Origin of the sequence: Mesomycoplasma ovipneumoniae ATCC 29419 (assembly GCF_028885435.1) — a bacterium.
GTDB lineage: Bacteria > Bacillota_I > Bacilli_A > Mycoplasmatales > Metamycoplasmataceae > Mesomycoplasma > Mesomycoplasma ovipneumoniae.
In genome coordinates this window covers 489,969-504,615 of record NZ_CP118522.1, presented here as the reverse complement: position 1 = coordinate 504,615, position 14,647 = coordinate 489,969, and the positions used below count along the sequence as shown (strand labels likewise).

9 protein-coding genes are annotated in these 14,647 nt (G+C 29.9%); all 9 read left to right on the top strand.

Annotation, left to right across the window (positions count from 1 at the left end; translation table 4 throughout):
• Positions 1–44: 44 nt before the first annotated feature.
• The 9 genes from PWA39_RS01895 to PWA39_RS01855 all read left to right on the top strand — a co-directional run bounded on the left by PWA39_RS01895 (position 45) and on the right by PWA39_RS01855 (position 14,647).
• The gene (locus PWA39_RS01895; protein WP_240534030.1) at positions 45–1,181 is read left to right on the top strand and encodes a ComEC/Rec2 family competence protein; all 1,137 of its coding nucleotides are present in this window, start codon (positions 45–47) and stop codon (positions 1,179–1,181) included.
• Entirely contained in the window at positions 1,100–2,032 is a 933-nt protein-coding gene (holA, locus tag PWA39_RS01890) for a DNA polymerase III subunit delta (RefSeq protein WP_069099444.1), read from the top strand. The genes PWA39_RS01895 and holA overlap by 82 nt, the downstream gene beginning before the upstream one ends.
• A 705-nt stretch (positions 2,033–2,737) precedes the next feature.
• Positions 2,738–4,891 carry a P68 family surface lipoprotein gene (locus PWA39_RS01885; RefSeq protein ID WP_069099445.1) on the top strand — a complete coding sequence of 718 codons (2,154 nt, stop codon included), beginning with the start codon at positions 2,738–2,740 and terminating at the stop codon, positions 4,889–4,891.
• A gap of 348 nt (positions 4,892–5,239) precedes the next feature.
• The gene (locus PWA39_RS01880; RefSeq protein WP_069099446.1) at positions 5,240–7,423 is read left to right on the top strand and encodes a P68 family surface lipoprotein; all 2,184 of its coding nucleotides are present in this window, start codon (positions 5,240–5,242) and stop codon (positions 7,421–7,423) included.
• Between the two features lie 18 nt (positions 7,424–7,441).
• Positions 7,442–9,565: a P68 family surface lipoprotein gene (locus PWA39_RS01875; protein WP_069099447.1), complete on the top strand. Its 2,124-nt coding sequence runs from the start codon at positions 7,442–7,444 to the stop codon at positions 9,563–9,565.
• A 17-nt stretch (positions 9,566–9,582) separates the two neighbouring features.
• Positions 9,583–10,530, top strand: a complete 948-nt coding sequence (locus PWA39_RS01870; protein ID WP_069099448.1) for a thermonuclease family protein — start codon at positions 9,583–9,585, stop codon at positions 10,528–10,530.
• Position 10,531: 1 nt separating this feature from the next.
• Positions 10,532–12,718, top strand: a complete 2,187-nt coding sequence (locus PWA39_RS01865) for an ATP-binding cassette domain-containing protein (protein WP_069099449.1) — start codon at positions 10,532–10,534, stop codon at positions 12,716–12,718.
• Positions 12,709–13,719 carry a carbohydrate ABC transporter permease gene (locus PWA39_RS01860; RefSeq protein WP_044284206.1) on the top strand — a complete coding sequence of 337 codons (1,011 nt, stop codon included), beginning with the start codon at positions 12,709–12,711 and terminating at the stop codon, positions 13,717–13,719. The genes PWA39_RS01865 and PWA39_RS01860 overlap by 10 nt, the downstream gene beginning before the upstream one ends.
• Complete coding sequence (locus tag PWA39_RS01855) at positions 13,682–14,647, top strand: carbohydrate ABC transporter permease (RefSeq protein WP_044285977.1); 966 nt, start codon at positions 13,682–13,684, stop codon at positions 14,645–14,647. The genes PWA39_RS01860 and PWA39_RS01855 overlap by 38 nt, the downstream gene beginning before the upstream one ends.

The following is a 14,647-nucleotide window of genomic DNA, read 5'->3' as shown; positions in this document are numbered from 1 at the left end:
TTTTACTGATATTATTGTTATTTTTTTTAGTATCTTATTGACTAATGTTTCCAAAAATTGCAAATTCAAGCGTTAGTTTTGAAAGTAAAGTTGTCGATAAAGTTAGTTTTGGAAATTTTGTAAAGTTTGAGAGTGACAAAATTTTTATCCGCGGCAATCAATATGAAATTGGAACACTATTAAAACTTAGTGGGAAACTTGTCAGACCTAAAAACACATCAGATTTTGATTTTGTTTCGTATTTGAAGTCAAAAGGTTCCTTTTTAGTTTTGGAAGATGCAAAAATTACTTTTTTAGAAGAAAGCAATACTATTTTTGCAAAAGTTAGAAAATTTTTCTCGATTCAAGAAAATTATTCCAAAAAGCTCATTCCGATGATTTTTCTTGCCGAAACTCCAGTGGATGCTAGTGAATTTCGAAAAATATTAGTAAATCTTGGAGTCTACCAAATTTTTGTCGTTTCAGGATTTCATATTAACCTTTTTAAACAATTATTTTTTTCATTTTCCAAAATGTTGAAAATACGGCAATTTATATACAAACCTTTGTTTTTTTGTTTTTTGACTTTTCAACTGTTTTTGTTCAATTTTTCAATTTCGTTCTTAAGAGGATTTTTGTTCTGAGGTCTCATTGAAGTTAATAAATTATTTTTGAATAAAAAATTTAATAAAATAGAACTTCTATCAATGAGTGGAATTTTAATTTTATCTATAAATCCTTTGATTTTTTACTCAGTAGGATTTGTTTTGACATTTACAATCAGTTTTATAATAACAATTATAAATCAGATAAAATTTCCAAAAAATTGGCACAAAGTAGTTGTTAATTTCTTATTTATAAATTTTTTTAGCAGTATTTTTTCAACTTTTTTAAATTCATATTACAACCTTATGGCTCCGATAAATACGATTGTTTTCACCGGTTTTTTTACTTTTTTATACGCAAGTTTGCTTATATTTATTTTTAATCCACAAATTGTTGAGTGAATTAGCAAGTTTTTCATCCAAAGTGTTGGTTATATTCAGGAATTTCAAATTTTAACTTTAAATATTCAATCCAGTTTAGCTTTTTTAATTATTTCATGTATAATTTCATTAGTATGTTTTTCATCATTGGAAGCGACAATTTCCTTGTCCAAGAAAAAATTTTCAGACTCCCAGAAATTAAAAACTCATTATTAATAAATTTTTTTGCAAATGATTCGCTAGATTTTATACAGGAAAACCTTGAAGATTCATCACTTTTCGACGAAAAAAAAGTATTAATTTTTAATAATTTTTTGCTTTTTTCAAAAAATGAAAAATTAAATAATCTACTGGCTTCTAAAATCATAAAGACAAAACACACAATCATTTTTAAGTATGTTTTTGATGAAAATTTAACCAATTTTGCTCTTAAAAATTCATGAATTTATAAGCGTTTTACTCCTCAGGCCACTAAAATAATTGAAGCCCAGCAAATTACAAAACAAAATGTTGGCCAATTTATTGCTCAAATGGTCAAAAAATTTAATGTTGAATTAGAAGCAACCAAAATTTTTGAGCTTGAATCAATCTTACCGCTAAATGGTTGAATTATTTATAATGAAATTGCAAAGCTAAAAACTCTAAATAAACCTATAAATTCAGCAATAATTCGCGAATATATAAGCGATTACTCATCATATTCTACTTGAGGTTTTATTGAATCATTTGTTGATTTTGATTTAACAAAAGTTCTAAAATTTTACCGACAAAAATTATTAGAAGGGCACACAATTGGCTTGTTATTAGGGCAAATTAACTCAAAATTATTGCTTAGTTTTATTGTTTTTTTACATAAAAAAGCAGGTAAAAAAGATTCTTACATCACTAAAAATCTTAATATTTCTGATTTCCAACTTAAAAAAGCAGTCGAACTATATAATAAAAACGGAATTAAAAAAATTGAAAAATTAATAATTAATCTTGCAAAATTAGATACAGAAATCAAAACTTCGCAAATTAATAACAAAATAGCCTTTGAATTATATTTGCTCCAAGCGTTAAGATAACTAATTTAATCCCCAAAATTGCAAAAAAAAAAAAAAAATGGTTTTTTAAATAAATTATAGTTAAAACACTAACAAAAATCATAAAAAAATACAACTACTATTTAAACTCAATGCAAATAGAAAACTCGTTTTTATTTGCAGCGAGCCTAAAAAACATATGAAGTTTTGAAAGAACAATAACCAAAAGCCCTAAATTTAAAGATTTCTAAATGGGTAATTTAAGGCATTCCATCATATTAAAAAATATAATGGATAATTCGCATTTTCTGATTTTTTATGACAAAAACATCCTTGATCACTCCTTGGTTCAATATCAAAATTTATTAATTCATTCTTAGTGACTATATTATAACAAAATTTTTTTTAGACCAAGCATTTTTTTTTTTTTTTTGCAAAAGGTTAATTTTAAAATAATAAAACTTAAGATTTTAGCCTCAAAAAACACGGATTTACCGGTATTTTTTCATATTTGTATTGACTAAAAAGTGAATTTTTGCCATCAAACTGGTAAAGTCAGGTCATTAAAAATAAATTTTAAAATATTTTTGTTTTTGGAAATTTGTGCTATAATGATGGCAAATTTAAAATCATCTCAAAAAATTTACCGTTTGTTTTTATTAACTTGTTTTAATTCAAACAATTTATTTTTTGGGGTGATTTTTTATTTTTAAAAACAAAAAACAAAAAAAGACGGATCAAAAAACTATGAAAAAACTAGCAAAACCAATTTTATTCTCACCACTTCTTATCTCGGGATTAGCCTTAGTATCCTGTACATTAGGCACTACGAATGCTAAGGAATTTAAATTTGACGGAAATAATGACGGGCAGCTTCAATTTGTAACAAGTTGAAATGAAAAACAGCCAAGATTTCAGGCCTTAGATCAAGTTGTTAAACTTTGAAATGAAAAACCAGAAGTTAAAGATCAAAATAATCACGAGTATTTGCCAATTAAATTAACTCCAAATTATGACAAAGATTACACCGTAATGGCTGCTAAATTCGAGCAAATTTTTTCTGCCAATGATAAAAATCAAACCCTAAATCTTGTAATAAACTATCCAGCTGTTGCGGCAAGTGCGGCTAAACATAAAATGCTTTTAGATCTAAACAAGTTTCCAGATTTGGCTCAGGCTATAAAAGATACTTATCATCCAAAATTTCTCGAATCTAATACTCAAATCGCAACTCTTGATGAAAAAGGAATTTATACAATTCCATTTGTTAAATCTTCGCAGACTTTAGTTATAGACGGACCAGTTATGGCCTGAATTATTGAAAATGCAAAGAAAAATGGCGCTAAAATTGCAGACTCTCCGGAAGATAAACGCTTTTTTGAACAGTTTTCTTTGCCAAAATCAGACACCGAACATATTAAAAAGCTCTGAGCACCGCGAAAATTTGACGATAAAAACCCTAATCCTTGACAGAATTTTGAACTTTCCCACGAGACATTCAAATATTATGATAAAGTTTTTGATTTTTCCAAAAGAATTAAACAAGGATTTGTATTAAAACCAGCTGACATTAGCACAGGAGATTTTCCTTTCGGGACTGATGACATTGAAAATTTAGCTTTTGCCAAAATTTTTGCATCAGCTGGCGGGGATTATTCTAAGTTTATGTTTGAGGTAACAAGGGAAAAATCAAAAGATCTTGAGCGAGTTAGTTTTGATAAATTATTTAATAAAAATTCGCAAAGTTATCAAAATACAAAGAAAAATTATGAACAAATTTTAGATCTTTTTAAATCAGATGCGATTTTTTATCCAGGAAGGTTTTCACAAGAAAGTTTTGCCAACAATTTGATGAATAATCACCAACTTGCAATGGCAATTTCCTCAACAAGTAATTATCAACGCCGTTTTGTAAAGTCAAATTCTAATTTTGTGTTTCAAGTAAATGGAAAAACTGAAAAAATTCCATTTTCTTCAAAAATCCAAGCATACCAAATTCGTGAGCTGGATCCAGACCAAAAAGATTCCCAAAAAGCAATTTATGAACTAAAAAATGTCCTAACAAGTCAAATTAGCCAGTTAATAAATGAGACTAAAAGTTCAACTTATGCTGATTCAAATGTTTATTTAGATCCTAAAGACACTAGTCAAGCTAAAAAAGTAAAAGAATTTGTTGATTCTAATTCAAAAGATTCTCGTCAATCTTATTTAGTTTTTGGTGAAGATTTTTCTAAGTTTTATCAAGAAAAAATTAAAAACACTGACTCAGAAATAATTAATCTTACAAATAAAAATGATAAAAACGACATTTTTTTACTAAAAAATGCCAGTGTTGAAAATCCGGGTGGGGACAAACACTTAAACCAAAATGAAGTTGTTTTCCTCCAAGAGCCAATTAAAAATTCAAGCAGTGATTCAAAAAGTATTTATACTTACCAAGGACCAGATTTAATCGCTTTTCACTCAAATGCCGAAGAAGATATTGCAACAAAAAATTTCCTAAAATGAATGCTAACTCACAAACAAGACTTTACATATCAAGGCCAATCTGGTGAGGCAAAATATCATGGTAGTCCGAGTGAATATGTTGCATTTCGTGGAAATTATCTAGCGCCAACAAAACAAGTTTTTGGCCAAAATTTGTCTAATACTGAACAATTTCAGCAAAATAATTCTTTTAGAGCCGCATTTAAAAATTTTAAAACCGTTAATGATGACCCGCAGCACAACTCATTTTATATGGATCCAGTTGACTCAAGAAGTGCGCTAATCCGTCTTGAGGTAAAATCTACGCTAAACCAAATGGGCCGTCTTGTTGCTGATGGAAACCAAGATCAAGCTAGTTTTGAGAAATTTTTAACAGCACTGCAGACAAAATTAAATTCAGCAAACGTGAGTTAATTTTTGACCAAAAGGCTTAACTTTTTTAAATTAAAGTTTAATTAATTTGAAAAAAATTCAACAAATTTAAGAAAAAAACGTAATTTTTGTTAATTTTTTCTAAAAAGTTATATAATAATCTCAAATGTTAAGCACAACTGGAAATTATTTATTGTTAGTTGGTCTAAATTGTTAAAGTTTTGACTAAGTAAATTAAGATAATTTATCGTTGTGCTTTTTTATTTTAAAAACTAACAGGAGAGCAATTTGGAAAAATAAAATTAGAAAATTAAAGTCACTTTTAAAAAATAAATAAACACTAATTACAGATACTGCAAATCTTCTTATTAAAAAAGAAATTTAACAACAATGGAAAAAATCAACAAATTTAAGTCAATATTTTTAAAAACAGCAATTAGCTTAGGACCGGTTTCTTCTTTGGCTATTTTGACATCCTGTTTTTCAAATGCAAATCACACTGAATTAAAATCACAAAAAGACAATCCACTTCATTTTGAAACCGAAAATGACAATACAATCGATTTTCGCGTAATTTTTGGGCCTACAGATAATCGAACTAAAGCTCTAAAATCAATTTTTGAAAAATGAAACCAAAAATCTGAAGTTAAAGACAAACAGACAGGATTTTTACCCGTTAAATTAGAAAATGTCGCGGCAAATTACATCGATGATCAAACTAATTTAATAACATTTTTAGAAGTTAAAGATACAAAAAAACTGCCGAATTTAACACTAAATTACCCAGCTCTGGCGGCTAGTTTGAATAAACACGGTATGATTTTGGATCTAAATTCCAAAAGCGATTTAGCCCAAACTATTAAAAATAGTTATGATGAAAGATTTCTGGTTGAAACAAAAAATGTACCTGGAATTGACCAAAATACACTAGCTTTTTTACCAATTCTAAAAACTTCAAAGGCACTTTTGCTCGACAAACCAGTTTTATCATACATATTAGAATCAGCAAAAACAAGTCCTAATTTTAAAATTAGTGAATCTGATAAAGTGCGAGTTGAAAATCTAGATCCAAAAAAAACCGATCTTGAATATATTAAAAAAGTCTGAGGAGAGTACAAAAGTTTTCCTTCAGATCAAGGCGGTTTTGAAGGCTATACTTTTAGTTTTGAAAAATTCAATAATTATAAAGATCTAATTGATTTTTTAAGTCGAGTTAGAAAATCGTTCCCAGATGCCGAAAAAGGTAGTCAAACTGAAAAAGTTAACTTTTTACTCGGACTAAATGATACAGCTGCACTCTTCTTTTTTGTGGCATTTGCCCAGGCAGATGGTGAGTATGAAAATTCAAGTTATTTTAAAAATCTTGATGGTGGCTCACTCAACTATACAAATCTTTTTGATGAGACAAGCGCAAACCACCAAAATACAAAAAAAGCCTATGAAATATTGTCAGATTTAGTAAAAAATAAATTACTTGGTCCAACAAGCGGCAGAACTAAAGCTAGCGAATTTTTAAAAAATCACCAATTAGTTTTTGCAATTACTTCAACAAGTGATTATTCGCGTAACTTTGAAAAACAGGGACAAAATTTTTTACGTCTAAAAGTTAATACAAAAACTTTTGACTACCCGGTTGGCTCAAAATCTAAAATTTGAAAAATAGTGAGTGAAGAAAATATGCCTGCAAATGCAATTGCAAAAGTTCACCAAATTTTAGATAATTCAACCGGTTATGTTTATGAAGCTGATTCATTTTCTGTTAAAGAAAACGATATTTCTTTAAGCAAAACTGATGACAAGGATCTAATTGAAAAAATAAAAAACGCTATAAAATCAAAGACTAATTTAAATAGTTTTAATTTTTTAGCAATTGATCCTGATTTTGACAAGTGAGTTGCTGATAAAACAAAAGAAGATTCAAACACTTCTTCACTTTATGTTGAATCAACAAAAAACAAAGTTAAACTGATTAATCAACCTGAAAATGCCTTTATTTTTTCAAAATCACACGAAAAACTTAATGAAGACGAGTTAGAATTTCTCAACGAACCTTCAAAAACACAAGAATCAAATAAATTTAATATTGTTACATCCCAAGGTCCATCTTTGATTGGATTTTACAATAATGAAGTTGAAAATGAGGCCACACTTAACTTTGTTAAATGATTTATTTCGGAAAAAATTGAATTTGACGGGCCAAATAACAAAAAAATGACTGTAACTCCGAGCGATTTTTTAGCATTTTCAGCTTCAAACATCAATCCAACTAAGGCAAATTTGGAATCAAATTTTGATCAAAATCCAGCTTTTGCAAAAAATAATGCTTTCAAAGTTGCTTATGAACAATTCCAAAATCAGCTAAAAAACCCTGAAAAATATAGAGTTTTTACCGAACCTGCAGGAATTGACTCAAATACTTTCCGAAAAGCAACTCTAGGAAGTGTTTCTCAACTTTACAATCAGTTTTTAGCCAACCCGAATTTAAATCTTGAGTTTAATACTTTTCTTAGAATTCTAAAGGAAAATATTGGCGCATCAGTTAAATTAAAAACAGAAAAAAATACACAAAAATAAAATACTAAGGAGAAAAAAATGAACACACATAGTAAAAAAGGTACAAAATTAAGGCATAAAAATAACATAGCAAAGAAAATTAGTCGGATTTTCTTATCTTCTTTATCAGTTTTAGCACCAATTGGAATTATGGCTTCTTGTGGTATCGGTTCAAATGGAGTTAGAGGATTTACATTCGACACTCCTGAAGATGGTAAGTTAGTTTTTGGTCACAATTTTTCTTCAAGTGGAAATGAAATTAAAGCATTAAATAAAATTATCGAACTTTGAAATACAACCCAAAAAGATAAACCTGATTTTGTAGAAATGAAAGAGCAATCCTTTCAAGGGGGATATTCAGGAGCATCTAATTCAATTGACACTTTTTTAAACACAAAAGATCGACTTAAATTACCTAATATTGTTACAAATTATTCATCTTTATTGGCGATTGTAAATAAATATTCAATGACATTTCCGATTGTTACTAATCTAAAATCAGATCAAGATCCAACTGATGAGAATGAAAAAATTACCAAAAAATTCCTAAAAGAGCAAGGAATTGAAGACTTTTTGCAAATTAATTCAGAAATTCCGTTTCTTGATGAAAAAGGAGTCTACACTCTTCCGTTTGGAAAATCTTCTGAAGGTTTATATGTAAATAAAGTTTTATTTGGCTGAATTATTGATCAGGCAATGAAACACTCAACCAATCCAGCAAAAATTAAAGCTGAAGACAAAGCTTTTTTTGAAGAATTTACCAAATTAGCTGCCCAAAAAACTGAAGATGTTAAGGAAATTAAAAAACTTTGAAAAGAATACGTGTCAACCCCAGATGGACTTTCAGGTTATGAGTTTAAAAAATCTGATATTGAAAACTTTAGTGATTTACAGAAATTATCTTCAAGAATTGTCAAAGCTTTTCCAAAAGCACTTGAAGGCTCAAGTCTAACTGCGGCAAAATCAGTTTTAGGAATTGACAATGCAGCTACTTTAATTTATGGGCTTTCACGTTCTTTGTCAGAAAATGATAAATCTAAAGAAGTTACCGTTTTAAATCGAAAAGAAAATCTTATTAGTTATACATCATTTTTCAAAAAACCTGAATCAGACAGATACAAAAATTTAAAGCAAGTTTATGAGCTACTCACCAAAGGAATGGCTGATAAGTCAATTTATTTTACAACTTCTGGTGAATATAATTCAACTTATTTCCGTAATCATCAACAACTTTTTTCAATCGGATCAACAGCAGGATTTCACCATAATTACATAAGAGCAAACGACAAAAATTACAAAGTAAGTTTTACTCACGAAAATGTTGAACATATTTACAGCCCAAATGCAAGATTTTCGGCAGTAATTAAGGCATCAGATTTAGCAGACATCTCAAAAGAAATTAAGGTTAAGGCGCTTAATGGTAAAGACACCGTTAAAATTAAGCAGTCAATTTTAGCTGAAATTAAAAGTCTTTTAGAAAAAAACCCGAAAAAAGAGTTGTTTTATTTTACTGACCGAGATGAGGTTCCTTCTGGAATCATTGAAGGATCATACAAAGTTCTTGATAAAGAAGAAAAATTTAAGCCAATTGTAATTACCGGATACAATGGCGTTGAAATAACAGAAGCCTCAAGTTCACTTAACGAAGATGAAATGGATATTTTAGCAGCACCGCACAAATTTGACAATAATTCAAAAATTACTGCCGTTGCTGCCCAAGGCCCTGATTTGATTTTTATTCACGCAAATGAAAAAGAAGACCGTGCTGTTAAGGCTTTTGTAAATTGAATCCTAACTGAAAAAGTTGACTTTGGGGACAAATTCGGAAAAATAACTCCTGTTGAGTATTTTTCAAAAGCAACTTCATATTTATTACCGCTAAAATCAACGCTAAGTCCAGATGTTTCTAAACCAAAAAACAAAGGTCAAAAGTTAGCACTCGAGCAATTTAGTCGCTTTAATAACGAACAAGCTAAAGCAAATTATTCGCTTGTTTATGATAATGCTGATGCTAGATCCTCTAAATTTCGTTCAAATTTAGACTCAACCGTTGCACAAATGCAATCACTTAAGGCAGCCAATGGCACTGTTCCTAGTTTTAACGATTTTCTAAACACTTTGAGTCAAAATTTAGGACCTGAATTTGCAAGAGAAAAAAATTAATCTGATAAATTTGTCTTATGAAAAGAAAATTTTTAAAGCTGTTTTTTACTAGTATAAATTTTACTTTTATCCCTTTTTTTATTGCCGCTTGTACAACAAATCAAGGCGCCCAAGGTTACTTTCAGGCCCAAAAATACTATAAAATAGAGGATTTTTCACAAAATCCTGAGCTTGATTTGCAAAACCCAGATAGTCAATATGCCAAAGACATTGCAAAATTTCTTAATCCAAATTATTCTTGAACTGAAGAAGATAAACTCAAATTTAAAGACGATACTTTGCCTGATTCAAAATTTTTTAACCACCAAAAAGTTACAATTCAAAAATGGACTGATGGCGATACAGCAACTTTAAAATCTGTTGGAGAAACTAAAATTGAACCTACTTTTAACGTGAGAATTGAAAGTATTGACACTCCCGAGGTAGGAACGTCCCAATCTGGAACTTATAAAAAAACTGAAGGACTTGAGGCCGAATATGCTGGTCGGGCAACTAAATTTGCCGAAAAAATGTTGCCAAAAGGCACTGAAGTTTATTTTGTCTACCCAAAAACAGGTCCAGCGCGTTCTTTTAACCGTTATGTTGGAAGTTTATTTTTTGGTCATAATGGATTTTATAAATCTTATGGAGTTGAAATAATAAAAGCAGGACTTGCTGTTCCAACTTTGCAATCAGGATTTTCAGGAATAACTAACCAGGCTACAATTTATTATTATAATTCAATCAAACAAGCAGCAGCAGTTGAAAATTCCATCAATAAAAAGTTCGGAATTTATGAAAAATTAAAAGATTCAAACATATCTTCGGTTAATGAAAATCTTGAATCTATCTATAAAACACGAGGTCTTGCAAAAATTTCTGATTTTTTAGTTCTAGGTAAAGAAAATAAAGATAATAATGTTGTTGACTGGTATGAATTTAGGTTAGAAAATTCAAAAGATACAAAAAGTGGAAATAATAAATAATATGAAAAAAGCAGATGATAATAAAAAAATCGAAAAAAATAACTTTGAATCCGAGTTAAAAAAAATTCGGCAGGCCTCAAATAGTCGTTATAAATCGAAATTTTCAATCCCTGCAATTGAAATTAAGGACTTAACAATTGACTTTGGTGAAACACTTGCTGTTGATAGTGCAAATATTAAAATTTACAAAGGTGAACTTGTTACACTTTTAGGACCTTCAGGTTCAGGAAAAACTACAATTTTAAATGCAATTGCTGGTCTTTTGAATCCAACTTCAGGTCAAATTATTTTCAATGGCGATGATGTAACCCGAAAATCACCTCAGCAACGTAAAATTGGTCTTGTTTTCCAAAATTATGCACTCTATCCGCATTTAAATGTTTTTGGAAACATTGCTTTTTCTTTGCATAATGACCCAAGATGAAAGCAAAAAGCAATTGAAAAATCAATGCTTGCACGTGTAAATGCTAATTCAATTGCTCTTGCCAAAAACGGTGCTTCACTTGAAGATCTAGAAATTTACAAAAATAAACTATTTGATTATTTTGATATTTACCGTCAGTTAGAACATGATTATAACGAACTGAAAACACAAATTTATCATAATTTAAATCAACTTCAGACCGATTATTTTTTAATTGAAGCACACAAACAGGCTGAAATTAAAAATTTAACGATTGATTTTTTAAAATTAGGCAAGTCTGCATCAATTTTTTGAGCTTTTTGGAAAAAAATTTTTGGCAAAAAAGAAGGGGAAATTTGCCCAATCCAACAGGCAATTACCTTTCGAAAAGCTTATAAATTAAAAGTTGACAAAATTAAAAAACAAGCAAAACTCGACAAAAAAGCTCATAAAAACAAAATTCAGGAAGAAAAATACGCAATAAAAAATGCTCCTGAACTAGTTCGAGCTCGGCAAAACTTTTTAGAACAAAAAGCACTTTTATATGAAAAATTGGAAAAACTTGAGAAATTGCAAGCTCAATTTCTTAGTAATTCAAAAATTGAACTGGCTAAAATTCAACAAGGTTATGAAAATTTTACTAAAAAAACAAGTCTAAAAGATGCTGAATCACTCAAATTAGATTATCAAGAACAAATTGAGGCTTTCAATCAACGAAAAAAAGAAAAAGAGCTTTGATTTAAAACTGAAATTGAAAACGAGAAAAATCAAATCAAAAATTCAGGAAAACTTGCAAATCTTGAGCATACTTACCGTGAAACTACAAAGAAATTTCTTGAAACAAATACTCGTCATTCACCGAATTTGTTGCTTTTAAAATCGCTTAAGACTAAATCAAAAACTTACAAAAAGGAAACTTTAAAACTGTTTTTAGACTATGAAAGAAACTTAATTAATAAGTTTTCCCTTAATACTTCAAAACTAAACGAGCAAGAATTAAAGCAATATCAAGAGTATCAAAATGATAATATTTCAATAAAAGAAGCAATAAATCGCGCTGTTTTACGTACAGCTGAAAAAGTTGAAATAACTAAAAATTTAGCTAAAAAACCAACAAAACTCTCTGGTGGACAACAGCAAAGAGTCGCAATTGCCCGTGGAATTGTTCGACATCCTGATATTTTACTAATGGACGAGCCGCTTTCAAACTTAGATGCCAAACTAAGAGTTCAAACTCGTCAGTGAATTCGAAAAATTCAAACTGAAATCGGAATAACAACAGTTTTTGTTACCCACGACCAGGAAGAGGCAATGTCAATTTCGGACCGAATTATTTGTATGTCAACTGGATATGTTCAGCAAATTGGAACTCCAACTGAGTTGTATCATAATCCTAAAAATGAATTTGTTGCTTCATTTTTAGGTGTTCCTGAGATGAATATTTTTGATGCTTTTTATGACAGAGAAACTAAAAGTGTCATTGTTGATAATCAAATAATTTTTGAATTACTCAAAGATTATCAGCATGAAAAAATAAGAGTCGGAATTAGAGCTGAAGATTTAGTCGAAAATGAAGCTGGTAATTTTCAAGGTAAAATTAGCGTCATTGAATATTTAGGAAAAGATATTCTTGCCAAAATTGATGTTGAAAATATCGGTCAAATTTCAATAATCTTGCGTAAAAAACCAGCTTATGAAATTGACGAAATTGTCAAATTCAGTATTAAATCAGGAAAATTGCATCTATTTGATTATCAAACAAGGGAGCGAATCCAATGAACTTAATTAATAGATATTTCCTAAAACAGCGAATTAAAAAAACTAATCTTGAACTGGGAATTCTAGACCAAAAGCAACCATTTTGAAAGCCTTTTTTAATACTTTTGCCTTCAATTTTAGTTATTTTTATTTTTACTTTTTTGCCATTTTTATACTCAATTTCTAAGTCTGTAAGTATCGAAATTAATCCTAATATTGCCGGAAATACTCGATTTGGTTTTGATAATTTTGTTGATTTAATTACTCTTGATACTAATTTTCATATTGCAATTCGAAATTCTGTCATTTATTCAATAGCAGCTCTACCACTTGGCCTAATAATTAGTTTAATTATTGCCTCAACAATTGCCTCACTCCACCGCAAATATGCCCGTGGATTTTGACAGACAGTGTTTTTTTTACCTTATGTAACCTCAGGAATTGCCGTTTCAGTTGCTTTTGCCTATATTTTTGATAGTGAAACTGGCTTTATTAACCGTCTTTTTGGGATTTCAACAAGATGACTAAATTCCGGAAATCCCTCATCTTTTAATGCACTTTTAGTTGTTTTAATGTCTGGAGTCTGAAGAAGTCTTGCTTTTGAAGTTTTAATTCTAACAACCGCAATGCTTTCAGTTAATCCAACACTTTATAAAGCAGCGGCAATTGATGGAGCTAGCCCAGTTCGTCAATTTTTCAAAATTACATTGCCGTCAGTTTCAAAAACAATTAACTTTTTAATTACAATCGGAATTATCGGCGGAATTAAGGTCTTTCCAATCGGTATTTTTGCCAACGAAACTGAAGCAATTAGTAACGGTGGTGCAACTTTACTGATCTATATTTACAAAAATGTGCGCGGAACACCTAACTTTGCCCAAGCAGGAGCGCTAACTATTTATCTTTTTGTTTTTGGAATTGCCCTTTCAGTTGTTGTCAAAAAGTTTTTAAGCACAATATTTTTAGTAGCTGACAAAATTACGGAGAAAAATGTTCATTATAAAATTAAAAATTCTAAAATATATTAGCGACAAAAAAACCGCTAAATTAACAGAGTCAATTAATTCGCAAGTTCGCAACAAAAATATCACAAGTGCAATTTCAAGCTTTTTGCTCAAATTCATCGTGCTTTTCTTTTTTGGAATACTAATTGTTTTTCCTTTTTATTTTATGTTAGTCTATTCACTCTCGCCTGAAGAGCAAATTCTTGACACGCGAATTCCAGTTTACTGACCGAATCATTTTGCCTGAGATAATTTTGTCAAAGCTGCTCAGTCAGGTTATTTTGCCGCTCTTGGAATCACGATTTTAGTTACTTTAATTTCTGTGGTTGCAAAAGTTTTTTTCTCAATGACTTTTGGCTATGCCTTTTCGCTAAGAAAGTGAAAATTTAAACAAGCTTCTTGGGTAGTTTTCCTTTCAATTTTAGTTCTTCCTGAAACTGCCCTTTTAATTGGTCAGTACCGGATTATGGTAATGCTCGGGTGAAATGATGGTTTCCAGTCAATTTTTGCCCTAACTAGTCCATTTGTTGCCTCTGTTTTTTCAGGCTTTATGTTTCGAAATGCCTTTGAAGAAATTCCTGATCGAATTAAAGAAGCCTCAATGGTTGATGGTTGTTCTGGGATTAGATATTTTTTTAAGGTAGCCACCCCGATGATATCGCCAACAATTTGAACTGTCGGAATTCTAACTGCTTTTTCAGCCTGAAATTCAACGCTTTGGCCACTTTTAATACTACAGTCTAATTCAGCTGATCTAACTACGCTAAATACTTGACTATTACAAAAAGTTGGAGTTGCTGATGAGACCGCCCAAATTCCCGGAGGCTACTTTAAAAACATCAGAATGGCCGGTGCAATTTTAACAATTCTGCCAATGTTTATTGCTTATTTTGTCTTTCGTAAGAGAATAATGAGTGCAGTCTCACGTCAAGGATCAACCGTAAAAGGATAA